At 66.6% G+C, this 21,537-nt stretch carries 23 protein-coding genes and 2 pseudogenes; 15 read left to right on the top strand and 10 right to left on the bottom strand.

Going from position 1 to position 21,537, the window contains the following annotated elements; translation table 11 throughout:
* Nucleotides 1–2 precede the first annotated feature (2 nt).
* Nucleotides 3–1,565: an HNH endonuclease signature motif containing protein gene (locus QFZ60_RS18330; protein WP_307092332.1), complete on the bottom strand. Its 1,563-nt coding sequence runs from the start codon at nt 1,563–1,565 to the stop codon at nt 3–5.
* 95 nt (nt 1,566–1,660) lie between these two features.
* Entirely contained in the window at nt 1,661–3,022 is a 1,362-nt protein-coding gene (locus QFZ60_RS18325; RefSeq protein WP_307092331.1) for a DUF445 domain-containing protein, read from the bottom strand.
* 49 nt (nt 3,023–3,071) lie between these two features.
* On the opposite strand from QFZ60_RS18325, the gene QFZ60_RS18320 reads away from it, so the two are divergent.
* From QFZ60_RS18320 to QFZ60_RS18290, 7 genes are all read left to right on the top strand, one after another.
* The gene (locus QFZ60_RS18320) at nt 3,072–3,971 is read left to right on the top strand and encodes a glycerophosphodiester phosphodiesterase family protein (protein ID WP_307092330.1); all 900 of its coding nucleotides are present in this window, start codon (nt 3,072–3,074) and stop codon (nt 3,969–3,971) included.
* Nucleotides 3,972–3,978: 7 nt separating this feature from the next.
* A complete protein-coding gene (locus QFZ60_RS18315) occupies nt 3,979–5,397 on the top strand; it encodes a CoA transferase (protein ID WP_307092329.1) in 1,419 nt (472 codons plus the stop codon).
* 86 nt (nt 5,398–5,483) lie between these two features.
* A complete protein-coding gene (locus QFZ60_RS18310; RefSeq protein WP_373427695.1) occupies nt 5,484–6,014 on the top strand; it encodes a hypothetical protein in 531 nt (176 codons plus the stop codon).
* Nucleotides 6,011–6,814, top strand: coding sequence for an AzlC family ABC transporter permease (locus QFZ60_RS18305; RefSeq protein ID WP_307092328.1), 804 nt, complete (start codon nt 6,011–6,013; stop codon nt 6,812–6,814). Before QFZ60_RS18310 ends, QFZ60_RS18305 begins: the two co-directional genes overlap by 4 nt.
* A complete protein-coding gene (locus QFZ60_RS18300) occupies nt 6,811–7,122 on the top strand; it encodes an AzlD domain-containing protein (RefSeq protein ID WP_307092327.1) in 312 nt (103 codons plus the stop codon). The genes QFZ60_RS18305 and QFZ60_RS18300 overlap by 4 nt, the downstream gene beginning before the upstream one ends.
* Nucleotides 7,123–7,235: 113 nt before the next feature.
* On the top strand, nt 7,236–7,493 hold the full coding sequence (locus QFZ60_RS18295; RefSeq protein ID WP_307092326.1) for a hypothetical protein: 258 nt from the start codon (nt 7,236–7,238) through the stop codon (nt 7,491–7,493).
* 80 nt (nt 7,494–7,573) lie between these two features.
* A complete protein-coding gene (locus QFZ60_RS18290; protein WP_307092325.1) occupies nt 7,574–7,954 on the top strand; it encodes a hypothetical protein in 381 nt (126 codons plus the stop codon).
* 46 nt (nt 7,955–8,000) lie between these two features.
* Here the strand turns inward: QFZ60_RS18290 and QFZ60_RS18285 are convergent, their stop codons facing one another.
* Together QFZ60_RS18285 and QFZ60_RS18280 are read right to left on the bottom strand one after the other, a co-directional pair.
* Complete coding sequence (locus tag QFZ60_RS18285; RefSeq protein ID WP_056333154.1) at nt 8,001–8,225, bottom strand: hypothetical protein; 225 nt, start codon at nt 8,223–8,225, stop codon at nt 8,001–8,003.
* Nucleotides 8,226–8,323: 98 nt separating this feature from the next.
* On the bottom strand, nt 8,324–8,983 hold the full coding sequence (locus QFZ60_RS18280; protein WP_307092324.1) for a TetR/AcrR family transcriptional regulator: 660 nt from the start codon (nt 8,981–8,983) through the stop codon (nt 8,324–8,326).
* Between the two features lie 123 nt (nt 8,984–9,106).
* Between QFZ60_RS18280 and QFZ60_RS18275 the strand changes: the two genes are divergently transcribed.
* Together QFZ60_RS18275 and QFZ60_RS18270 are read left to right on the top strand one after the other, a co-directional pair.
* Nucleotides 9,107–9,430, top strand: coding sequence for a thiamine-binding protein (locus QFZ60_RS18275; protein ID WP_307092323.1), 324 nt, complete (start codon nt 9,107–9,109; stop codon nt 9,428–9,430).
* A 73-nt stretch (nt 9,431–9,503) separates the two neighbouring features.
* Nucleotides 9,504–10,182: pseudogene (locus QFZ60_RS18270) on the top strand (O-methyltransferase).
* A 139-nt stretch (nt 10,183–10,321) separates the two neighbouring features.
* Here the strand turns inward: QFZ60_RS18270 and QFZ60_RS18265 are convergent.
* The 5 genes and pseudogenes from QFZ60_RS18265 to QFZ60_RS18245 all read right to left on the bottom strand — a co-directional run bounded on the left by QFZ60_RS18265 (nt 10,322) and on the right by QFZ60_RS18245 (nt 14,330).
* On the bottom strand, nt 10,322–10,579 hold the full coding sequence (locus QFZ60_RS18265; protein ID WP_307092320.1) for a hypothetical protein: 258 nt from the start codon (nt 10,577–10,579) through the stop codon (nt 10,322–10,324).
* A 324-nt stretch (nt 10,580–10,903) separates the two neighbouring features.
* Nucleotides 10,904–12,145: a YihY/virulence factor BrkB family protein gene (locus QFZ60_RS18260; protein WP_307092318.1), complete on the bottom strand. Its 1,242-nt coding sequence runs from the start codon at nt 12,143–12,145 to the stop codon at nt 10,904–10,906.
* A 104-nt stretch (nt 12,146–12,249) separates the two neighbouring features.
* A pseudogene (locus QFZ60_RS18255) lies at nt 12,250–12,913 on the bottom strand (DUF3618 domain-containing protein).
* On the bottom strand, nt 12,910–13,341 hold the full coding sequence (locus QFZ60_RS18250; protein WP_307092317.1) for a phage holin family protein: 432 nt from the start codon (nt 13,339–13,341) through the stop codon (nt 12,910–12,912). Before QFZ60_RS18250 ends, QFZ60_RS18255 begins: the two are co-directional and overlap by 4 nt.
* Complete coding sequence (locus tag QFZ60_RS18245) at nt 13,341–14,330, bottom strand: hypothetical protein (protein WP_307092316.1); 990 nt, start codon at nt 14,328–14,330, stop codon at nt 13,341–13,343. The genes QFZ60_RS18250 and QFZ60_RS18245 overlap by 1 nt, the downstream gene beginning before the upstream one ends.
* 187 nt (nt 14,331–14,517) lie before the next feature.
* Between QFZ60_RS18245 and QFZ60_RS18240 the strand changes: the two genes are divergently transcribed.
* Nucleotides 14,518–15,144 (top strand): hypothetical protein, encoded by a 627-nt coding sequence (locus tag QFZ60_RS18240; protein ID WP_307092315.1) that lies wholly within the window; start codon nt 14,518–14,520, stop codon nt 15,142–15,144.
* An 84-nt stretch (nt 15,145–15,228) separates the two neighbouring features.
* On the opposite strand, the gene QFZ60_RS18235 is transcribed toward QFZ60_RS18240, so the two are convergent.
* Nucleotides 15,229–16,269 carry an NAD-dependent epimerase/dehydratase family protein gene (locus QFZ60_RS18235; protein WP_307092313.1) on the bottom strand — a complete coding sequence of 347 codons (1,041 nt, stop codon included), beginning with the start codon at nt 16,267–16,269 and terminating at the stop codon, nt 15,229–15,231.
* A 150-nt stretch (nt 16,270–16,419) separates the two neighbouring features.
* Here QFZ60_RS18235 and QFZ60_RS18230 point away from each other — a divergent pair, with 150 nt between their 5' ends.
* From QFZ60_RS18230 to QFZ60_RS18210, 5 genes are all read left to right on the top strand, one after another.
* Complete coding sequence (locus QFZ60_RS18230) at nt 16,420–17,367, top strand: sigma-70 family RNA polymerase sigma factor (protein ID WP_307092312.1); 948 nt, start codon at nt 16,420–16,422, stop codon at nt 17,365–17,367.
* A 217-nt stretch (nt 17,368–17,584) separates the two neighbouring features.
* Nucleotides 17,585–18,121 (top strand): HAD-IIIA family hydrolase, encoded by a 537-nt coding sequence (locus tag QFZ60_RS18225; RefSeq protein ID WP_142119454.1) that lies wholly within the window; start codon nt 17,585–17,587, stop codon nt 18,119–18,121.
* On the top strand, nt 18,121–19,209 hold the full coding sequence (locus QFZ60_RS18220; protein WP_307092311.1) for a glycosyltransferase family 9 protein: 1,089 nt from the start codon (nt 18,121–18,123) through the stop codon (nt 19,207–19,209). Before QFZ60_RS18225 ends, QFZ60_RS18220 begins: the two co-directional genes overlap by 1 nt.
* Nucleotides 19,206–20,240 carry a glycosyltransferase gene (locus QFZ60_RS18215; RefSeq protein ID WP_307092310.1) on the top strand — a complete coding sequence of 345 codons (1,035 nt, stop codon included), beginning with the start codon at nt 19,206–19,208 and terminating at the stop codon, nt 20,238–20,240. Before QFZ60_RS18220 ends, QFZ60_RS18215 begins: the two co-directional genes overlap by 4 nt.
* On the top strand, nt 20,237–21,502 hold the full coding sequence (locus QFZ60_RS18210; RefSeq protein WP_307092308.1) for a glycosyltransferase: 1,266 nt from the start codon (nt 20,237–20,239) through the stop codon (nt 21,500–21,502). The genes QFZ60_RS18215 and QFZ60_RS18210 overlap by 4 nt, the downstream gene beginning before the upstream one ends.
* Nucleotides 21,503–21,537 lie beyond the last annotated feature (35 nt).

Below are 21,537 nucleotides of genomic sequence, written 5' to 3'. Positions count from 1 at the left end.
CCTCAGCCGGACAGTACGAACGGTTTGGTGAAGAACTCCGCCCAAACCGGATCCTCTGGTGACAAGTCGTTGAGGTCGATGAGTGTGGGGTCGTCGGGTTCCCACGGCGGGAGGTCTTCGAGGCAGGCATTTACGCAGTGGGTCGCGGCGGGCATCGGGAAGAGTCCCGGCGGCCACAGGGTCGGGTTGGGGTCGGGGTGTTCGGGGTTGTAGTGCCGGCCGGTTGGTGAGGTCCAGCCGGGTGGCTCACGACTGGTCCCCGCATCCGGTTTCCACTGGCTGTTGTGCTTGAGCCGGTGATGTTTGGGGCAGAGTTGTGCCAGGTTGCTGGTGCCGGTGGTGCCGCCGTGTTTCCAGGCGGTGAGGTGGTCGGTGTCGTTGTCAGGGGTGCGGTTGCTGCAGCCGGGGAAGGTGCATTTTCCGTCGCGCATCCGGATCCACTGTTTGATGGTTTCCGGGAGCCGGTAGCGGGTGCGGCCGATCTCCAAGGGTGCCCCGTCGCGGGGGTCGACCAGGACGCGGTAGAACGAGTCCGCCCCGTCCGTGACGAGTTTGCGTGCCATGGATGCTGGGATGGGGCCCAGGCCGTCCAGCACCGCCGGTTCGTCGGTGACACTGAGCAGGGAGAACACTGGCACCATGACCAGCACGTCGGCCCGCGGGGTAGGGACCTTCCCGATCTCACCGGTGCTTCCGTCCGCCTCACCCGCTGCAGCCTCACGCGCAGGCGTTCCGGTGCCGAGGAGCAGGGATGCTGCGATGTCGGGGCGGAGCTGGGTGAGGGTGCGGGGTTCGTTGGGGCCTTGGAGGCCGCGGGCGGTGGCGGTGGTGCGGTTCCAGATGGCACAGGCTGTGTCGCCGGGGAGGCGGAGGGAGATCCAGGCCATGCCGTCCCGGTCCGGGGTGTATTCCATCCGCCGGTCCGCAACACCCTTCGCGTGGCGCTTCTGCAGGCTTTCGGGGTGGTGGCGTTCCCGCCAGCCGCGGACCCTCACCCGGAGCCGGGACGGCACCAGTTGGCCGGGCGCCGCGCCGCGGGCCGGGTTCGGCGCATCCGGATCGAAGAAGTGCGCCACCAGGGCGGCGGCACCGTCCGGGGTGAGCCCCTCGGTCTCGTCGGCAACAATTCTCGCGTGCTGCCAGGACAGGTCCCCGGCGGCCAAAGCCTCAAGGACCTGCGGGAGGGAACACACCCGCCGGGACTGTTCCACGAAGGCCCCGGCGGCGCCGGAGCTGATGGTCAGGACTCCTGCGATTTCCTCGACCGCTGACATTTCCGCATAGGTGCGTTCGTGCACCGGCGCGTCCGGAGCAAGCATCGCGTGCTGGATCTCAACGGCCTCGGCAACATCACCGGCTTTCACCGCGGAGAGCTGCGCCTCCAGCCGCTTCACCACCTCCAGCCGTTCCAGCCGGAGCTCATACCGCCGCTGCAACACATCCACACCTGCACCAACACCAACCCCGGCAGCCAGGAAAGAGTCCTCACAGTCCAGCGCATCGAGGGCAGCAACGGAGGCATGAACACCCTCCAAAGTCACCCCGCCACCGCTGCTGATTTCCATACGAACATCATCCATCGAGGCACTGACATTCGAAGCGGCGGGCTAACGTTCCTGAGTCTCACCGCTGGACCGAGACCGCTCATCCCACAAGGGAGCTACCCAAAGAGCAGGTGCGCCACCGTGAAGATCGCGAGGCCGGCCAGCGACCCCACCACGGTGCCGTTGATGCGGATGAACTGCAGGTCCTTGCCCACCTGGAGCTCGATTTTCTGGGACGTTTCTTCGGCATCCCAGCGTGCCACCGTGTCCGTGATGACCCCGGCGATGTCCGAACGGTAGGTCCGGACCAGGTACCCCGCAGCGTCGCCGATCCAGGCGTTGACCTTCCCGGCCAGTTCCGGGTCCTCAACCAGCCGCGACCCGAAATCGCGCACCGCTGCCTTGAATTTGATGGTGAGTTCGCTGTCCGGATCGTCCACGGCGCCCAGCAGCGCGTTCTTGACCGTGCCCCACGTGCGGGAGGCGAGTTCACGGACCTCCGGGTCACCCAGGACCTGTGCCTTGATGTCTTCGGCGCGCGCAATCATCGCGGGATCATGCTGGAGGTCCTGGGCCAGGTCGTTGAGGTACTTGTCGATCGACTGCCGCACCTGGTGCCGGGGGTCAGCCTGGACGGCCCGCACAAACTTCAGGATCTCGATATAGACCTTGTCGCCCACCAGCCCGTCCACGAACTGCGGAACCCAGGTGGGGGAGCGGTCAGACACCAGGTGGGTGACCGTGTCGTGGTTGTCGTCCACCCAGTCCGCTGCCCGGTCCACCAGCAGGTCCACCAGCGTGTGGTGGTGCCCGTCATGGAAGATGCGCTCCGCAAGCCTTCCCACCGGAGGTCCCCACGGCGGTGTGAGCAGGTGCTTGCGCACCATGCCCTCGATAACGGCCTGGACGTCGTCGTCATTCAACACCTTGAAAGCACCGCGGATGACGGCAGCGCCCTCCTTGGCCACCCGGTCCGCACCGCCGGGGGCGGCCAGCCATTCACCTGCCCGGCGTGCAATGTTGACGCTCGCCAGCTTGTCCTGGACTACCTGCTCAGAGAGGAAATTGGTCTCCACGAACTCGCCCAGGGAGGCGCCGATCTGGTCTTTCCGCCGGGGGATGATGGCGGTGTGGGGGATCTTGATGCCCATTGGGTATTTGAACAGGGCCGTGACGGCGAACCAGTCGGCCAGTGCACCCACCATGCCGCCCTCGGCCGCCGCACGCACGTACTGCAGCCACGGATATTCCTTCTGCAGCGCGAACGCAAAGACAAAGACCACGGCCATGGCAATCAGCAGGCTCAGCGCCAGCAGCTTCATCTTCCGCAGCGCTGCCGCCTTTTCCGCGTCGCCGGCACCGGGTTGGCGGCGTACGACGGCGCCTGCCGCCTGGGTGCCCGGCCGCACCTGCTGCGGGGCTTCGGTGGGGGATTCCTGCGTGGTTGGCCCAGTAGTTGCCTCAGAGTTCACCTGCATGTGCCAAGCCTAGCCCTGAAGGCGGGGGCCGGTCGGCTACCGTGTGTCCATGACAACTGACGAGTCAGTGCCGCAGCGGCCGCTGGTCTTTGCCCATCGCGGTTCGAGCGGCGCCTACGCCGAACACACCCGAGCCGCCTACTTGCAGGCATTGGCCGACGGGGCCGACGGGGTTGAATGCGATGTGCACCTCACCCGGGACCAGCACGTGGTCCTGCTCCACGACGCCAACCTGGACCGGACCTCGGACGGGACCGGGCCGGTGGCTGAACGGACCCTGCGCGAACTGCACCAGCTGGATTTTTCCTCCTGGAAGGGCGTCCGCATTCCCGAAGCGTACGGGGCACGATCGGAGCAGCTCCTCACCCTCCCGGAACTGCTGGACATCCTCCGGGGTGCGGGCCGTCCGGTACAACTCGCCATCGAGCTCAAGCATCCCAGCGCCTACCAGCTCAAACTTGAGGACCGGGTGCTGGAGGTGCTCCGCAGCGAGGGCTGGGACCCGCAAAGCTCCACCGTGGACAACGTGGCCGTCACCTTCATGAGTTTCAGCCCGGACTCGGTCCGCCACCTGCTCCGTTCCGTTCCGCCGCAGTACATCTGCCAGCTGGTGGACGACCTCACCATTCATGAGATCCGGGGGGGACTGGGCTTGGGTCCCATTACGGGCAGCGCCGTGGCCAACCTGATGAAAGCCACGCAGCTGGAGGGCGAGCGGATCCTGGATGACCGGGAGGTGGGCATGGCCGGCCCCGGGATCGAGTACGTCAGGGAGCGGCCCGCCACCGTGCGCCGCTGGCTGGACTCCGGCCGGCGTTTCCGGGTGTGGACCGTGGACAGCCCGGAGGACGTGGCGCTCTGCCAGGAACTGGGCATCCACGAGATCACCACCAACGTACCGGGCCGTGTCCTGGACCAGCTCCACGCGGCCTCGACCCAGGGAAAGTAGCGCGGAGATGGTGGCCGCCGGCCGGGACTGGCCAGGGCCGTATTCGTCCGGCCCGCATTTACCGGGCGGATATTCCCCGCGCCGCTGGTGGGCCGGGCCGCTCGACGTCGAGGGCCTTGCCCTGCGCTCCGTGGCAGCCGCGGCGGAGGCGCTGAATCAGTACGCGCGCACCCCTGGCCGTTTCAGCACCACATCCGGGCTGGCCGCCGCTGCCTTTGATTCCTTCGGCCACTTGCGGATTGCCGGGCGGAAACCGCAGGGCTTCGCGCCCCTGTCGGGCTTCCGGGAGACCAGCGATGGCTGGATCAGGCTCCACGCGAACTACCCGCACCACGAGCAGCGGCTGCTGCAGGCGCTGGACACCAGTTCTGCGGAAGGAGCTGGACACGCCCTTCGTTCCATGACGGCGCTGGAGGCCGAGACCGCCATCCAGGGCGAGGGCGGGATCGCTGCGGCCGTCAGGACGCGCGGGGACTGGCTGGGCTCGGAGATGGGCCAGGCGGCGGGCGGGGGGCCGTGGGTTGCGGTGGAACTGTCCGACGGCACCACAGCCGGTTGGGGGCTGCAGGAGTTCGCAGCGGCCACCGGCGGGACAGTCGACGGCAAGGACAGAGGCAACGGCGAAGAACGCAAGGGTGACGACGGCGGCAACAGCCTGCCGCTCGAGGGGCTGCGGGTCCTGGACCTGACCCGGGTGATCGCAGGGCCGGTGGCCACCCGCCTGCTGGCAGCACTCGGAGCCGACGTCCTGCGGATCGATCCGCCGGCCTTCCCTGAAATCGAAGACCAGTTCGTGGACACGGCCTTTGGCAAGCGCAGCGCGGAGGCCGATCTGGGGCTCCCGAAGAACCAGCGCAACCTCCAGCAGCTCCTGGCCGGCGCCGACGTCGTCATCACGGGCTACAGGCACGGCGCCCTGGACCGTTTCGGCCTCAACCCGCGCCACCTGCTGGCATCGCATCCCGGGCTGGTGGTGGTCACCCTGGACAGCTGGGGGAGCGCGGGCCCATGGAGCGGCCTGCGGGGTTTTGACAGCATCGTCCAGGCAGCCTGCGGGATCGCACACCTTTATGGGAAGGACAATGACGACGGCGGGTGGCGCCCGGGTGCCCTGCCTGTCCAGGCGCTGGACCACGCCACAGGGTACGGGGTGGCTGCCGCTGCCGTCCGGCTTCTGGACGGACGCCGGGAGACGGGGGTGGGTGGCTCCGCGCGCCTGTCGCTGGCCCGTACCGCCGAGGAACTGTTTGCCCTGCCTGCCAACACGGAAAGCCGAGGGGAAGTGCCCGCGCCCCACTACATGTCCATGGACAGCACGTATGGGGAGCTCCGTTATGTAGGTCCGCCGTTGCTGGCAGGGGGCCAGCCGGTGGACTACCTGTCCCCGCCGCCCCCGTACGGAAGTTCAACGCCCACTTGGGTGTGAGGGCTGCAAAGCCGCCTCCCGCCGTCGCCCGTTTTGCCTCAAACGGCGGTTTCCAGCCACCGCTGTGGCTGTGATTGAGTGGTTCCATGTCTTTTCCCTGGTCCGGCCTTGCTGGAAACGGCCTGTCCGCGCCGAACTTGTCCCTGCACGGCCCAGCCATCCAGGGCCTGTCCGTAGCCGCCATGGGAGCCCTGCTGCTGGCCAGTGCCGGCAAGCATTTCAGGGACCCCGGCTTTTACCGCGACGTGGTTCCGCAATACCTCTGCCGCCGGGATCCGGAACCCGGCGGGGATCAAAGCGCCGGGGCCAATCATCCACTGGCCATCCTGTCCCGGGACGAATGGATCGCCGTGAGCGGCCTGCTGGAGCTGGCGGCCGCCGTCGGCATCCTCCTCCCACCCACCCGGAAACTGACCGCCACCGCCCTCACCGCGATGTTCACGGCATTCCTGGCCGGGCACATCGATGCCCTGAGGAAGGCCTACGGCCCGCAGGGGACACCCCTCCGGCGGAAGATCCACAGTGCCAGGCTGCCCCTCCAGGCGCCGTTGATCCTCTGGGCTTGGAGCCTGCGGAAGCCTGTACAGCCCGCACCCCAACTGGGAGGCAGGGTGTGAAACTGCTGGCCTCGCCCGCGGTCAGGGTGGGCATCTCCATCAGCATCGCCACCGGCCTTTACGGGGTGTCCTTCGGGGCGCTCGCAGTGACTTCAGGGCTCGACATCTGGCAGACCATGGCTCTGAGCCTGCTCCTCTTCAGCGGGGGTTCGCAGTTCGCGTTCATTGGTGTGGTGGCAGGCGGAGGTTCCGGCATCGCCGCCATGAGCGCCGCAACCCTCCTGGGCATGCGCAACGGCATCTATGGCATGCAGCTGAACGCCCTGCTGCGCCCCACCGGATGGCGCAAGTACGTCGGCGCGCAGCTCACCATCGACGAATCCACGGCCACCAGCACGGGCCAGACTGACCCGGCCGAGCAGCGGCGCGGATTCTGGACCGCAGGAGTTGGCGTTTACGTGCTGTGGAACCTCTTCACGGCCGTGGGTGCGCTCGCCGGGAGCGGATTGGGCGATCCCAAGCAGTGGGGGCTCGACGGTGCCGCCGTTGCCGCTTTCCTGGCGTTGCTTTGGCCGCGCCTCAAGGGCCGGGAGCCCATCGCCATCGCGGTGGTGTGTGCCCTGGCCACCGTTGTGGCCGTTCCCTTCGTGCCTGCTGGAGTGCCTATCCTGGTGGCCGCCCTGGTGGCAGCGGTGGTTGGCTGGTTCAGTCACGGGCGCCGCGATGAAGGCCTTGAGCCGGATATCGAGCCGTACGGCGGGCATCACTCCGGCGGTCCTTCGGGCCATCAACAGGACGAAGCCGGCGCGCGTCCCGGTGCGGAGCGGACAAAGGGCAAGGATCCGGGGGCGGACGCATGAGCCTGTGGTTCTGGCTGCTTCTTGCGTGCGCGCTTGCCTATGCCTGGAAAATCGTGGGGTACTTCGTGCCCGCCAGGTTCCTTGAGGACCCACGCACATCCCGGATCGCGGGGACCATGACCATCGGCCTGCTTGCCTCCCTGACCGTGGTGAACGCTGTGGTGTCGGGCCAGGGGCTCGCCGCAGACGCCAGGCTCGGCGCGCTTGCCGCGGCCGGAATCGCACTGATATTCCGTGCGCCCTTCCTGGTGGTGGTCATCGCCGGCGCCGGCGCCGCGGCGCTGCTGAGGGCCCTCGGCTGGAACTGATACAGCCTGCAACTGCAGGTATTGGTGACGTGGATCACGTGCCGGTCCGCATGGCGGTTGTAGTATGAAAATGGCTTATGCAATTGGCCATGGCATTCCTATGAACGGCGACCATGGAAAATCAGCTGCATCCTGCAGGAGGCTTGGCGGGCAGGCCCCGCCACAAGGACGCCCGACGACGGGCAGGCCTCCCAGCCAAACGCTTCTTCAAACGCTTTTCCGGGCTTTCGGACGTACCGGAAGAGGACCTGGAAATTCTCTGCCGAAGGCTCCGGGAGGCATTCGACCTGGACCCGTCGTCGTCCGTTCCAGCCTTGCAGGCCTTGGTGCGCCAGGAAATCCGCAAGCGGGCCGACGCAGGCAACGCCTAGCGGCCCAGCATTCCGGGCCATGTGTGGTGGACTGGAGGAGATGCAGCCCACACCAGGCGCCCCCCAAAGGAGGAATCGAGATGGACGAACAGTCGCGGCCTGTCGAGCCGCAGGACGGCCAAGGCACCGAGGAGACCGGAGAGCGCGCTGCCGAAGCGCACGGCACTGGAGTACCTGGCGCAGAGCAGACCGGGAAGCATCGGGTCGCCTACCTGGACCCCCGGGGCTCCGAATCAACGCGTGAACTGCGGGACACCGCACGTCGGCGCCGGGATGCCGAGGAGAAACTCCAGCAGCACTTGATGGAGGCCAAGCACCACGTCCCCAACGAGTTCCATGAGCACCACGGCCACGAAGAGCATGGCCACGAACATGAGGGGCACGGGCAACAGGCGACTGAACAGGCCGAGCCTGACACTCAGGATGGTACCCGGGGCGGAGAGACCGGGGAAAACTCCTGACAGCCGGGCAGCGCCGGCCGGCTGTCAGGGGGTCATAAAGCGTTAGCTAAGCTACACCGTGGGCGGCGCTGCCGGGCGCGACGGTCCTGCGGCAGCTTTCTTCCACGCCCATCTCGTACCACACCTGCGCGCCGAACTCAGGCTCAGGGGTATCAAGGTTCTGGTACAGGGCGTCAAGCAATTGGACGAGTTCCCCGGTTGTCAGCGTAGGCAGGACTTCTTCAGGCCCCCGGGGATCATTGAGGTACTGGAGGAGTTTTGAGCTGTTCATCGCAGCGTGGCCGTTGCGGGGCGGATACGCACGAAATTATGCATGGTTCGGCTCCATCTCGGAATATTCGAGGCTGGCTGCCTAACCCCGCTCTGAGTTTATTGCACCTGCTGTGTGCCGACAATGGGGCCGGCCGGAGTACCGGCTGCTGCAGCCGGGACGGGCACCAGTACGGGAAGCGGGCGTAAAGGACGGACCGTGCGGATGGCGTCCTCGACCAGCGCCAGCGGGCGGCGCCACGCGTCAGAGCCCGGTTCCATCGTGTCCACTACGCCAATGAGCATGGCGAGCAGCCGGAACATGTCCGTCATGGAGATGTCCGGGCGCAGGCTTCCCTGGCCTTGCCCGCGGACCAAAAGGACACTGATTGAATCCATCAGGGATCCGGTGATTCCCGTGAGGAGTTCGCGGCGGCCGGCCACCGCGCAGAGCAGGTTGGCGTCGTCGCTTGCGGCAGCCATCAGGGCCTCGAGAACGCGCAGCAGGCCGGCAGCGGCATCGATGTCGGCCAGGGCGCCGTCCATGACGGGGTCCACAGTTAGCCGGAGCTGCCGGTTCAGTGCTGCCAGGACCAGTTCTTCCTTGTCTGCAAAGTTGCGGAACAGCGTTGCCGGGCCCACGCCCGCCGTGGTGGCAATGGTCTGGAGCGGTACTTCCGGACCGAATTCACGGAAACACTGGCGCGCCGCCGTGATGATCTTGTCCACGTTCCGCGCTGCGTCTGCGCGGAGGGGCTTTCGGGCGACTGCGAGGCTCATGCCCAAAAGGGTAGCAACGGAGCCCCGGGCCAACACCGTTACTGCGGGGTAGGCGCTTATGTGACGGCGGGCAGCCGGACCGGCCCCTGCGCACCTCCCAAGCCGCATGCGAAACTGGGAGGCATGTTGCTTGCATTTTCTGTTGCCCCCTCAGGGGCTCCCAGCGAAGGTTCCCGACCCAACGATGCGTCCGTCCACGACGCCGTTGCAGCCGCCGTGAAGATCGTCCGGGAGTCGGGGCTGCCCAACCAGACGGACTCCATGTTCACCACCATTGAAGGTGAATGGGATGAAGTGTTCGACGTCGTAAAGCGCGCCACCGAGGCAGTGGGCCGCTACGGCAGTCGTGTCTCACTGGTGATCAAGGCCGACATCAGGCCGGGATACAGCGGTGAGCTGACGGCAAAAGTGGACCGCCTCGAAAACGCGTTGGTACAGGAGTCCTGAGTCTGCGTGCGGGGTTGAAGCGGACCGGCTGAAGTGTCTGGACCGCCGGAACGCCGCGTGCCAAACTGTGCCCATGTTCGAGCACAAACCCCGGTCGGAGTGGATTGCCACTGAGGAGTTCTTGTCCCGCACGGTGGTGCACCCGGATGATGCCGTCCAGCAGGCCATCCACACTGCGGCTGACGCCGGGATGCCCGCTATCGAGGTGGCGCCGAACGCCGGCAAGCTCCTGAAGCTGCTGGTCCAGCTGTCCGGCGCCCGCCGCATCCTGGAGATCGGGACCCTGGCAGGCTACAGCACCATCTGGATGGGCCGCGGGCTTCCGCACAACGGCAAGCTTGTCACGTGCGAATACCTTCCCCAGCACGCAGAGGTGGCGTGGGCCAACATCGACGCTGCCGGCTTGTGGTGAAAGGGTGGAGATCCGCCTGGGCCCTGCGCTGGAAACCCTGGCTGCCCTCGAGGAGGAGGACAGGGAACCGTTCGACTTCATCTTCATCGACGCCGACAAGCAAAACAACAGCCGCTACCTTGACTGGGCAGTCAGGCTGGGCAGGCCGGGTGCCGTGGTGGTCCTGGACAACACCATCTGGGAAGGGGCCGTCCTGGACCCGGAAATGGACCCGGTCAACGCGCCGGGCATTATCGACGCCCTCAAGCTGCTCGGCGACCACCCGCGGCTGGATGCCACCGTTATCCAGACCGTTGGCTCCAAGGGCTGGGACGGGTTCGCCCTGGCGCGCATCACGTGAGGCGCCAGGAACTTTATACAAGAAAGGTGGAGCTGTTGCCTTTCGGCAACAGCTCCACCTTTCTTGTATAAAGTTCAGGCTAAAGTGTTCTGCACTCCGGCCAGCCGGCTTGGCCGGTCCTGGCCTCGGATGCAGGCGGTTAGACCAAGTCCGGAGCGCTGGCCACGATGTAGTCCGCCGCAGCAGGTCCGGTCATGGAAAGGTTATTGCTGTCCGGGTTGATTCCGGCGTCCTGCATGGCCTCCCAAAGGGCGGCCGGTTGCTGGAGTTCTGCCTTATGCAGAAGGCACCAGCTGGTGTAGAGGCCGTATAGCTCGTCGCGTCCGAGGCCCAGTCCGGGCTCCCTGTCCGGGACAACTGCTTCGGCAAGAAACTGTTCAAAATGGTTAGCAGGCATGTCCGCTCATAAGGGTCGACCGTAATGCCGCCGTCTGCTTCAGCGGACCTGCCGGTCTCCAAAGGATTCCGGCGAGGTATTCAAGAAAGTATTGCAGTTCTCCGTATTTTGTCCAGTTACGGGCGGAAACGGGGGAGATTGAGGGGGGCCGACGGCGACTGGGGGGACTGGCCTCGGTCTCAGAAGAGGCCATCTCACCGCCGACCCCGCATTGCCCCGGGAGATATAAAACCCGGGAAACCTCAACAGGACCTTCAAGATGAATTTTCCTCCATCCTGAAGGTCCTGCCTAGTCCCACTTACGGCAAAGCCTGCACCCGCCGGCTAAGCCCTCCCACTTGGCCGGCCGCCGTCGTCGGTTTCTCCGTTGCCCGCACGGTGCTGGACCTTCTCGCGGACACGGTCGCGGTGGGGCTCACGTTGACCGCCGCCGTTCTGCCCGTCGCCGTTCTGCCCTTGGCCGGCAAACTGCCCGTCCTGGCTTTCGCCGTCGCCCTGGCCGTTCTCCGAGGCGTACTTCTCCCGGAGTTCACGGCCGTGCTTGATGTCTTCCTCTTCCTGCTTCTGCAGCTTTTCGCTCTTCTTGGTGTCCCGGGGCGGCAACTGGATGGTCTCCTCGGCCTTGATACCGGCCTGGAGCTGACGCCCCCGTTCCATTTCGGCGTCGAACTCGGCACCGAAGAGCAGCGACATGTTCAGGATCCACAGCCACAGCAGCATGACGATGACCCCACCCAGGGTGCCGTACGTCTTGTTGTAGTTTCCGAAGTTGCCCACATAGAACCCGAAACCCAGTGAGGCCAGCAGGAAGACGAACAGTGCGATGCCCGACCCCATGCTCATCCACTTGAATTTGGGCTGCTTGACGTTGGGGGTTGCGTAATAGAGGACCGCGATAATCGCGATGATGAGCACGATCATGACCGGCCACTTGGCAATGTTCCAGATGGTGAGGAAGACGCCACTAAGCCCGATCAGGCCCCCAACCGCCTCAGCAACGGGGCCGCTGAGCACCAGCATGCCGGCAAGGAGGGCAACAATAACGACGGCCAGGAGCGTGACCGCCAGCATGGTCCCGCGGAGCTTGACGAACGCACGGCCTTCATCCACCTCGTAGACCCGGTTCATGGCCCGCCCAAAAGCGCCCACGTACCCGGAGGCGGACCACAGTGCGGTGGCGAGGCCGATTACCAGGGTGAATCCTGCCGCCGGGGCGTTTGCCAGGTCCTGCACCACTCCGCCTACCGTGTCAACAGTCTCGGCCGGGACAAAACCGCTGACGATTTTCAGGAGCGCGTCGGTGGTCTTCTGCGGGTCACCAAAGAGCCCTATCAGGGACACGAGTGCCAGGATGGCCGGGAACAGCGACAGGACCGCGTAATACGTCAGTGCCGCCGCGAGGTCCGGGCACTGGTCCTTACTGAACTCCCGCAGGGTCCTCTTGAGGATGTATTTCCAGTTTGGCTTGTCCACTTCCTTGGGACTGCCCGGCTTCCTGGAGTCATTTGGATCCGGCGCCTGCCCTGCCTTGGCAGTGCTGGTCTCGGAGTTGTCGTGAGTGGCCATGGGGCGTCCTCTCAATAAAGGTGCGAAGCGAACAGGCCGGCCCGCGGGTGGCGGTGCCGGCCTGTCGAACAGAACTGTTGCCCTGCGGAGCCGCGATGGGCAGGTTAGGTGTTTTGGACGTTGTCTTTGGCGTCGGTGGCGCGGTCCTTGACGTCGGCGGCGGCCGTTTGGCCTTCGGCTTTGACGTTTTGGGGCGGCGTCGGTGGCGGTTGCCTTGACGTTTTCCATGGCTTCCTGGGCTGGTTCCTTCAGGTCCTGGGCCATGTTCTTGGCGGCGTCGGTGACCTGGGTGGCCAGGGGCTGGGCTGCGGTTTTGAGTTGGTCCGCGGCTTCGCGTTCCTTCTGGCTTGCCGGGATCAGCGAGGAGACCAGCATGCCGGCGCCGAACGCGATCAGTCCGGCGGCCAGGGGGTTGCCGGCGGTTTTGGCTTTGACCTGGTCCGGGGCTGCGGAGACGGCCTGGCCGGCGTCGCTGAGTTTGGCCGAGACGGTGTCCTGTGCCTGGTGCAGGCTGTCGCCGGCGGAGTGCATGGCGTTGGTGGTGTGCCCGGCGCCGGTGGAGGTGGTGTCGTGGACCTTGGTGGTGGCGGTGTCTGCTGCTCCCATGATTTTCTCCTTCACCCCGGTCACGGCGTCCTTTACTTTGTCGGTTTGGCGGTGGACGATGTTGGACGGGGTGACTTTGTCCGCTACTGCGTCCACGTTGGTGCCCAGCCGTGCCCGGGTGGCTTCTATGTCTGCGCGGATGACGTCAGGGTTTTCGCTCATCGGTTTACCTCACCTGGTTTTAGGGTTGGGGGAATTTCTGAGAGGGTTTCCCCGGTTTGGGGCATGCCCTTGATCTGCTTGAGTTCCTTGCGGCCGATGGAGGCCAGGACCGCGGCGATGATGGCCCAGAGGACGGCGACGATCAGCGCGGACCAGCCCAGGGGCATGATGGCCCCGAGGGCCCACATCAGGGCCAGGGAGAGGAAGAGCAGGACGAAGTGGCCGCCCACGCCGGCGCCGGCGAGCATGCCGGCGCCTTTCCCCGCCCGGGAGGCTGACTGCTTCGCTTCGGCCTTGGCCAGTTCCACTTCCTGACGCATCAGGGTGGACAGGTCCCGGGTCACATCCCCCAGCAACTCACCCAGGGACGCGTTGTCCGCTTTCATATGCGCCTCACTCGGCGGCATCTCCGGAATCTGGCTACTCATCACAGACCACCCGTCTGGCCACCCCGGGTGCGGTCCTGGGTGAGGGGGTCGTTGGCCATGGGATCGTCGGCGAGTGCGCGGTCACGCAGCGGGTCGTCGGACAGCTGGTTCCCGGACCAGGGCTCCTCCACCAGCTGCGGGCTGTCGAGGCCGCTGGCCGGACCCGCTGCTTCGGGATAGCTGCTGCCCGGCGCACCGCCGTCGTACCCTGCGGTCGTGGTGGCCGGGCCGGGGAGCTGGACCGGCGGCGGGGGCACAGTTCCACCGGCAACGGGGGTTGTCTGGCTGTACTGGTCACCGTAAGGGGTTCCGGAGTACTGGCCGGAGAGACCCGCCCTGGAGCCGGTAGAGGTACTGGAGGATGAGTCGGGGGCGCCTGCGGTGAGGCCGCGGGTGAGGCGTCCGGCCAGGACGCCGGCGCCGGCGGCGAGGAGCAGGAACGTTCCGGGCCGGTTGCGGGCGAACCGCTGGACCTCGTTCAGGAGGTCACCCGGCTCCCGGTTCTCCAGCCAGGAAGCCATGGAGGACGTGCGCTCGGCCGCCTGCCGGACGAGGTCGCTGGCCATCCCCTGCTGGTCCGGTGCGCTGGCCATGCTGTGCAGCTGGCTGGAAATGTTCCGGATGCCCTCGGCGGCCTTCTGCTGCTGCGTGCCGGCCTGGCTGGTCAGGCCAGACTTCGCCTGGTGGAGCAGGTCCTGGGCATTGGCCTTGGCCTCGTGTGCCACGTTCGCGGCCTCGCCCTTGGCCGTCTGGGCCACATTCTGCGCGGACCCGGCGGCAGTGCGGGCAACGTCGGCTGCTTCTTCCTTGGCAGCCTCTTTGCGCGAGGATCCAGAGGTTTCGTCGGTCGTGGCGTAGCCGGTTCCGGCCTCGCCCGTGTAGGGGCCGGCGGTTGACGGGAAGGTAGTGGCCTCCCGCTCACCCGGGATTCCTGTACTGCCCGGAGGAGTCGTGTAAGCGGGGTCCTCGGGCCATTGGTTCTCTGTCATCTTCGCTCTCTCTTTCCAAGAAGGCCGGTTGTTGATCAAGAACCAGCAATACTGGCCGTAAAATGATAAGCATGGTTACTAATAAAAAGTAAGTACCCTTGCTAAGCGAGTTATAACCGTTCCAAAAATGTCAGCCGGAATGGCGAGGGCCTGCCCGGTCACAATGAAGTGGAAAGTGGTGGGAAACATGGATACAGCTCCATGGGTATGGGTGATAGTTGCCATTGTTGTGGTGGCGCTGATTGTGGTGCTTCTTCTGGCCGGCGGAAAGCGCCGCAAGGCCATGCAGCAGAAACGCGACCAGGAACACCGGGAAAAGGCCGCCGAGATCCGGCGTGAAGCCGAGAACATGGAAATCGATGCCCGCGAGCGCGAGGCCAAGGCCATCCGTGCGCGTGCTGATGCGGAGCAGGCGCAGGTTGACGCTGCCCGCCTTCGGCAGGAGGCCGAGCAGCGAGCCAATGAGGCCCAGTCCCTGCGGGGTGATGTTGCCAGCCGCGCCCGGAAAGCGGATGAACTGGATCCTGACGTAGGAAGGGATGGCAGCCGGCGGGACCGCGTTGAGGGCAATGATGGACGGCCGGTGCAGCATCGTGACGCCGGCCATGACGGCCGTGGACCTGCCGACGCGGGACAGGGTAACCTTGGAAGCCATGACACTGTTGCCGGCGGCACCAGGACGGATATGCCTGCTGAGATGACGGAAGCCGAATCCGGGCGGCGGCGCAACCGCGACGCGAAAGACACCGCGACGGGAAATACAGGCACCTCCGCGGAGCATGATGTCCGCGGGGAGGAAAATCCGCGCATCTGAGGCCGGTGCGAAGACGGCCCACATGCCGGCACTTCCAGGGCGATACGGCGGCCGGGTTTGTGCCGGCTGCCGTAGCTGCGGGAGTTAGGGCCGCCGGGGTTTCAGGACGGGGGATGGCTTTATGCCTTCCCCCGTTCCCATGCCCGCGAGGAGTTCCTTGACCGCGTCCACCGATGACACCCGTGGTTCCCATCCGAGGATCCGTTGTGCGCGGCTGGTATCCATGATGGGCGCGCCTGCCGCCATCTCCACCCATCCGGAGTCCGTGGGCTGGATGCGTGCACGCCAGGTGAGGTCCACCACGGCGTGAAGCAGCCGCATGGGAATGGGGAGGATTCTCTTGGCGCCCAGGATGCGGGCCAGTTCCTGGGGGTTCAATACCGGCTCGGCGGCGATATTGAAGGCGCCGCTGGCCCGCTGGTCCACCACCCGCCAGTAGGCCTCTGCCACGTCGTCCGCGTGGACCGCCTGGAAGATCAGGTTATCCGGAGCCGGCAACAGTGGAACCCACGGTTTCCGCGGTACCAGCCGCGGAAATATGTTTCCCAGGAAGTACCTTCCGACTTCACTTCCCGCCTTGCCCTGGAAAATGAGCGCCGGCCGGAGCCTGGCAACGGAAATTTCCGGTTCCGCGGCCGCGAACTGGTCAAGGAGCTTTTCCTGCTCGGCCTTGTGGCGGCTGTAGTGCGAGCCGGCCATTCCTGTTGCCGGCCAGGACTCATCCCTGCGCTGGTCCTTGTCCGCCTTGCTGTAGGCGCCAACGGAAGACGCACACACCACCTGCTTCACGCCGGTTTTTGCTGCAGCCTCCAGGACATTTTTCGTGCCGGTGACATTGGTCCGGTGCAGGAGCGGGAGGTTGTGGTTCGGTTGGATTTGCCACGCCAGGTGGACCACCGAGTCAACCCCTTCAAGTGCGTTCTCCAGCAGCGGTCTGTCCTGGTCCAGGCCCACGTCCAGGGTGTGCCATTCCACGCCGCCGTAGGGCTCCCGGGACGTGTCGGGCGGCCTGCGGCTGATCCCCACCAGCTGCAGGCTGCCTGGCTTATGGGCGAGTTGGCGCTGCAGGTTGCGCAGCAGTGCTGTTCCCGCATTTCCGCTGGCCCCGGTGATGGCAATGCGCATGGCAACGACTCCTTGGCAGGTTTGGACTGGTTGCGGCCCTACATGACGAGCCTATAGCGGAGAAGCATTGTTTTATAAGCAACCTTATGATTTCCTACTTCTAAGTCTTGCCGCAGGCTTTCGGAACCAGACCGAGGGAAACCAACACTCATGCCCGAATCCTTTGCCGCATTTGCCGTGGACGCTCCACCCGTCCACGGCCAACAGTCCCAGCCGGCACAACAACCAACTCCTCCCGCCACCTCAGGAAGGCTGCGGGAAACGTTCGAAAACGACCTGGTCCTACGGTACCTGGACCTCGCCGAAGCCCTCGCTGCCCGCTTTGAGGCCCGCGGCCGGGAGCGGGCGGACCTGAACCAGGTGGCCTATCTGGGCCTGGTGAAGGCCGCGCGCGGCTTCGACCAAGCCAAGGGCGAGAGCTTCCCCGCCTACGCCGCGCCCACCATCACCGGCGAACTCAAGAGGTACCTGCGCGACCGGACCTGGGTTGTACGCCCGCCGCGCCATATCCAGGACTTGAGGACCCGGCTTTTCCGGGCAGAGCCGGAGTTGACCCAGGCGCTGGGACGGAACCCGAGTGTTGCCGAACTGGCCGGGGAGCTGGGAACTGATCCGGGGGAGGTGCAGGAGGCCATCTCGGCATCCAGCAGCATGCACCCGGATTCCCTTGACGCAGTGAACCCCAATTCCGATGCTCCGTCCATCGGGGAGATCCTTGCCTGCCCTGACACACCCCTGGAACGGCTCGAGGAACTGGCTTGCCTGCGTGACGCCATGCAGGACCTGGACGATTCGGACAGGGAGCTTTTGTACCGGCGCTATTTCTGTGAGGAGACGCAGGTGCAGCTGGGCAAGCGGCTGGGAATGTCCCAGATGCAGGTGTCCCGCCGCCTGGCCAAGGTGCTGGTGGAGCTTCAGCGGCGCCTTGAGGCCAGCGCCCAGTTCGGTGCGCGGGAAGACACCGCGGGCGGTGGGGTGCCATCCCGGGTTGTGCACGCAGAACGGTCAGCCAACCAGGTTGCGTCCTTCCGCGAGGCCAGGAACGGGCACGCCGGTGTGGGTGCCGGCCGCCGCCTGGGCGGTACCAGGACCAGGTAAGGCCAGCCCCGCCCGGGCAATGGACGACGGCGGGCGGCGGCTTCCGGAGGCACGTGATCGCCGGGAGCGCAGAGGGGCTGCTGAGGGCCCCGGGAGGAGTATCTGCACCAACCGAATTCCTATCTTGCCTGTTCAACCGCCCAAAAGAACCCCGTCCTGCTGCTGAAAAAGCCTGCGGCCCTGTTTAGGAGCAGCAGCAGGAGGGAACGGTTCGTTTATGGGAAGCTCTGAAACCTCCAAGCTCCGGGCTGTCCTGTTCGACCGGGACGGGACCCTGGTGGTCGATGTGCCCTACAACGGGGACCCCGGCAAAGTGCGGCCGATGGCCGGCGCCAAGGCAGTACTGGACGACCTGCGGGCGGCGGGCATCGCCACCGGCGTGGTCAGTAACCAGTCGGGCATTGCGCGCGGGCTGATCACGGCAGCGGACGTGGCAAAAGTCAACGCCCGGGTGGAAGAACTGCTCGGTCCTTTCGACGTGTGGGAAGTGTGCCCGCATGCCGAGCAGGACGGCTGTGCCTGCCGCAAACCCGCCCCGGGAATGGTCCACAGCGCCTGCCGCAAACTTGGCATCCATGCGTCCGAAGCCGCCCTGATCGGGGACATCGGCGCCGACGTGGGTGCTGCCGAGGCGGCCGGTGCCACCGGCGTCCTGGTTCCCACACCCGTGACCCGTGCCGAGGAAGTGGCCGCGGCGCGGCTGGTGGCCCCGGACCTGGCGTCCGCCGTCGGCCTGCTGCAGGGGACGCCCTGATGGGGCGCGTCCTTGTGGCCCGGCTGGACAGCATGGGCGACGTCCTGCTGTCAGGCCCTGCCGTGCGGGCGGTAGCCAACGGCCGGGCCCAGTATGGCGGCAGCACCAACCATGTGGTGATGCTGTGCGGCCGCCAGGGTGAAGCGGCCGCGGCGCTGCTCCCGGGCGTGGCCGAGGTTTACAGCTGGGACAGTCCCTGGATCATGAACCCGGCGCCCAAAATGACCGGGCCGCACGCCGACCGGCTGATCGAATACGTCCGTAATTCCCGGATCACCGAAGCTGTCATCCTCACGTCCTTCCACCAGTCGCCGCTGCCGCTGGCCCTGCTGCTGCGGCTGGCGGGCGTGGAGCGCATCACCGGCGCCTCCACCGACTACGCCGGCTCCCTGCTGGATGTGCGCCTCAAACCGGGTGAGGACTTCCCTGAGGACCAGCCTGAGGCGGAGCGGGCACTGGGCATTGCCGGGGCTGCGGGCTTCCGGCTCCCCGCCGGCGACGACGGGAAGCTGCACGTGAAGTCCGTTCCGGACGTGACAGGCCTGGTAGGTGAGGAACCCTATGTTGTGGTCCACCCCGGAGCCGCCGTCCCCGCCAGGGCCTGGCCCCCGCTGCACCATGCAGCCGCCGTCGAACTCCTCCAGGGCGCGGGCTACCGGGTGGTGGTGACCGGCGGCCCCGGTGAAAAGTCGCTGACCGCCACGGTGGCCGGCCCCTCGGCCCTGGACCTCGGCGGCCGTACCGACCTCCCCACCATGGCCGGCGTCATGGCCGGCGCCGATGCCGTGGTCAGCGGCAACACCGGCCCGGCCCATTTGGCTGCCGCGGTGGGCACGCCGGTGGCGTGCCTGTTTTCGCCCGTGGTCCCGGCCATCCGCTGGGCCCCCTATGGCGTGCCCCTGGAACTCCTCGGGGACCAGAACGCGCCCTGCCGCATGTCCCGCGCCCGGGTTTGCCCCGTGCCGGGCCACCCCTGCCTCGACTCGGTATCGCCGGAGGAAGTGGTGGCAGCGGTGGAACGCCTGATCAGCGGAGTGAGCTCCTTCAGCACCCACGTCAGCACCCGTAGAAAGGCCCGCAACAGATGAGAATCCTGCTCTGGCATGTCCACGGTTCCTGGACGGACGCCTTTGTCCGCGGCCGTCATGAGTACCTGCTTCCCGTCCTGCCGGGAGGTGGAGCGTGGGGGCTGGGCCGCGCCGGCAGGGACTGGCCGGAATCGGTGCGGGAGGTGGACCTGGCGACGCTCGACCCCGACGCGGTGGACGCCGTGGTCCTCCAGCGCCCGGAAGAGATCGACGAAGTGGCCCGCACCCTGGGCCGGATGCCGGGCGTCGACCTTCCGGCCGTGTTCGTGGAGCACAACACGCCCAAAGGCAATTTCCCCAACACCAGCCACCCGCTCGCGGACCAAAACAGTATCCCCGTGGTCCACGTAACCCACTTCAACAGGCTGGCTTGGGACAACGGCTCCGCTCCCACCACCGTGATCGAACACGGAATCCCGGACCCCGGACAGCTCTACACCGGTGAGCTGCCGGAACTGGGGGTAGTGGTCAACGAGCCGGTCCGCCGCGGCCGCGTCACTGGAACGGACCTGCTGCCCGGCTTCGCCTCCGTGGCGCCGCTGCAGGTGTTCGGCATGAAGACGGACGGCCTCGGGGCAGCCACCGGAATCGAAGCTTCACGGCTGACGGCCCGGGGCGACCTGAAAACCCGGGAACTGCACCGGGAACTTGCGCGCTGCCGGGTCTACGTCCACCCCATGCGCTGGACCTCGCTGGGACTGTCCCTGCTCGAAGCCATGCACCTGGGCATGCCGGTGGTGGTGCTTGCCACCACTGAGGCCCCACGGGCGGTGCCGCAGGAAGCGGGCGCTGTCTCCGCCGACGTCGACGAACTGCTCCGCTGCGCCGCGCGGCTGGTGGCCGATCCGGAGGAAGCACGACGGCGGGGAGTTGCCGCCCGCGAGGCGGCGCTGGAGCGATACGGCCTGGGCAAGTTCCAGGACCGGTGGGACGGGCTGCTGGCGGACCTGCGGATCCGGCCGCGGCACCCCGTCAACGAGCGGCCGGACGAGCGGATCCTCGTTCCGGCGCGGGAGAGGAAGACACCATGAAGATCGCCATGATTTCCGAACACGCCAGTCCGCTGGCGGCCTTGGGCGGGGTGGATGCCGGCGGGCAGAACGTTCACGTTGCCGCGCTGTCCGAGGCCCTTGCCAAGCGCGGCCACCATGTCACCGTCTATACCCGCAGGGACGCAACGGAGCTCCCCGCACGGGTCCGGGTGGGGAGACGCCTCGAAGTGGTCCATGTGAACGCCGGGCCCGCCCGGCACGTGCCCAAGGACGAGCTGCTGCCCTATATGGGCGAACTCGCCGACGGCGTGGCCAGGGACTGGGGGCACCGGCCGCCGGACGTGGTGCATGGCCACTTCTGGATGTCCGGCCTCGCTGCCCTGGACGCGGCCAGGCGCCCCGACACGGGGTACCGCGTGCCCATGCTGCAGACGTTCCACGCGCTGGGCACCGTCAAGCGGCGGCACCAGGGCGCCGAGGACACCAGCCCCGAGGCGCGCCGCTGGCTGGAACCCGGAGTGGGCCGCTCTGCCGACCGGATCATCGCCACCTGCTCGGACGAGGTCTTCGAGCTGAAAGCGATGGGCATCGCCACCGGCAAGATCTCCATCGCGCCCTGCGGCGTGGACCTGGGATTCTTCTCGGCGGACGGCCCGGTGGCACCGAGGAAGCGCCGCTACCGCATCCTGTCAGTGGGGCGGCTGGTGCCACGCAAAGGCGTGGACCTGGTGATCCGCGCGCTCCCGTACCTCAAGGCGGCAGGATTCGACGACGTCGAACTCCTGATCGTGGGCGGCGGCGGAGACACCAACGTGATGCACGCGGACCCCGAAATCCGCCGGCTGCTGGACCTCGCCGCCCAGCTTGGCGTGTCTGAACAGGTGACCCTGCAGGGGCAGGTATCCCGGGCGGAGATGCCGGGCATCTTCCGCAGTGCCGATGCGGTGGTGTGCGCACCCTGGTATGAGCCGTTCGGCATCGTTCCGCTGGAGGCCATGGCATGCGGCATCCCCGTGGTGGCAGCAGCGGTTGGCGGGCTCCGGGACACGGTGGTGGACCACACCACGGGCCTGCACGTCCCGCCGCGGGACCCGGAGGCCATCGCATCGGCCCTGTCACTGCTGCTGGAAAACCCTGCCCTTCGAACAAAACTCGGCCAGGCCGGAGAGCGCCGCGCCCGCACCCGGTACTCCTGGGACCGGGTGGCAGCGGAAACCGAAAAGGCATACCAGCTGGCCATTGCCGGCGCCCCGGCCGGCGCTTCGGCCGGCACTGTACCTATGGAAGGAGCCGCACTGTGACTGCCGAATCATCCTTGCGTGAATCGTCCGTGCGC

Origin of the sequence: Arthrobacter sp. B2I5 (assembly GCF_030816735.1) — a bacterium.
Classification (GTDB): Bacteria; Actinomycetota; Actinomycetes; order Actinomycetales; family Micrococcaceae; genus Arthrobacter.
This window is presented reverse-complemented; position numbering and strand designations above follow the sequence as displayed.

What these genes read in the sequence shown, in the direction of transcription:
- QFZ60_RS18330 (WP_307092332.1), bottom strand. Translation starts at nt 1,565, where the DNA reads ATGGAAATCAGCAGCGGTGGCGGGGTGACTTTGGAGGGTGTTCATGCC.
- QFZ60_RS18325 (WP_307092331.1), bottom strand. Translation starts at nt 3,022, where the DNA reads ATGCAGGTGAACTCTGAGGCAACTACTGGGCCAACCACGCAGGAATCC.
- QFZ60_RS18320 (WP_307092330.1), top strand. Translation starts at nt 3,072, where the DNA reads ATGACAACTGACGAGTCAGTGCCGCAGCGGCCGCTGGTCTTTGCCCAT.
- QFZ60_RS18315 (WP_307092329.1), top strand. Translation starts at nt 3,979, where the DNA reads ATGGTGGCCGCCGGCCGGGACTGGCCAGGGCCGTATTCGTCCGGCCCG.
- QFZ60_RS18310 (WP_373427695.1), top strand. Translation starts at nt 5,484, where the DNA reads ATGTCTTTTCCCTGGTCCGGCCTTGCTGGAAACGGCCTGTCCGCGCCG.
- QFZ60_RS18300 (WP_307092327.1), top strand. Translation starts at nt 6,811, where the DNA reads ATGAGCCTGTGGTTCTGGCTGCTTCTTGCGTGCGCGCTTGCCTATGCC.
- QFZ60_RS18295 (WP_307092326.1), top strand. Translation starts at nt 7,236, where the DNA reads ATGGAAAATCAGCTGCATCCTGCAGGAGGCTTGGCGGGCAGGCCCCGC.
- QFZ60_RS18290 (WP_307092325.1), top strand. Translation starts at nt 7,574, where the DNA reads ATGGACGAACAGTCGCGGCCTGTCGAGCCGCAGGACGGCCAAGGCACC.
- QFZ60_RS18285 (WP_056333154.1), bottom strand. Translation starts at nt 8,225, where the DNA reads ATGAACAGCTCAAAACTCCTCCAGTACCTCAATGATCCCCGGGGGCCT.
- QFZ60_RS18280 (WP_307092324.1), bottom strand. Translation starts at nt 8,983, where the DNA reads ATGAGCCTCGCAGTCGCCCGAAAGCCCCTCCGCGCAGACGCAGCGCGG.
- QFZ60_RS18275 (WP_307092323.1), top strand. Translation starts at nt 9,107, where the DNA reads ATGTTGCTTGCATTTTCTGTTGCCCCCTCAGGGGCTCCCAGCGAAGGT.
- QFZ60_RS18265 (WP_307092320.1), bottom strand. Translation starts at nt 10,579, where the DNA reads ATGCCTGCTAACCATTTTGAACAGTTTCTTGCCGAAGCAGTTGTCCCG.
- QFZ60_RS18260 (WP_307092318.1), bottom strand. Translation starts at nt 12,145, where the DNA reads ATGGCCACTCACGACAACTCCGAGACCAGCACTGCCAAGGCAGGGCAG.
- QFZ60_RS18250 (WP_307092317.1), bottom strand. Translation starts at nt 13,341, where the DNA reads ATGAGTAGCCAGATTCCGGAGATGCCGCCGAGTGAGGCGCATATGAAA.
- QFZ60_RS18245 (WP_307092316.1), bottom strand. Translation starts at nt 14,330, where the DNA reads ATGACAGAGAACCAATGGCCCGAGGACCCCGCTTACACGACTCCTCCG.
- QFZ60_RS18240 (WP_307092315.1), top strand. Translation starts at nt 14,518, where the DNA reads ATGGATACAGCTCCATGGGTATGGGTGATAGTTGCCATTGTTGTGGTG.
- QFZ60_RS18235 (WP_307092313.1), bottom strand. Translation starts at nt 16,269, where the DNA reads ATGCGCATTGCCATCACCGGGGCCAGCGGAAATGCGGGAACAGCACTG.
- QFZ60_RS18230 (WP_307092312.1), top strand. Translation starts at nt 16,420, where the DNA reads ATGCCCGAATCCTTTGCCGCATTTGCCGTGGACGCTCCACCCGTCCAC.
- QFZ60_RS18225 (WP_142119454.1), top strand. Translation starts at nt 17,585, where the DNA reads ATGGGAAGCTCTGAAACCTCCAAGCTCCGGGCTGTCCTGTTCGACCGG.
- QFZ60_RS18220 (WP_307092311.1), top strand. Translation starts at nt 18,121, where the DNA reads ATGGGGCGCGTCCTTGTGGCCCGGCTGGACAGCATGGGCGACGTCCTG.
- QFZ60_RS18215 (WP_307092310.1), top strand. Translation starts at nt 19,206, where the DNA reads ATGAGAATCCTGCTCTGGCATGTCCACGGTTCCTGGACGGACGCCTTT.
- QFZ60_RS18210 (WP_307092308.1), top strand. Translation starts at nt 20,237, where the DNA reads ATGAAGATCGCCATGATTTCCGAACACGCCAGTCCGCTGGCGGCCTTG.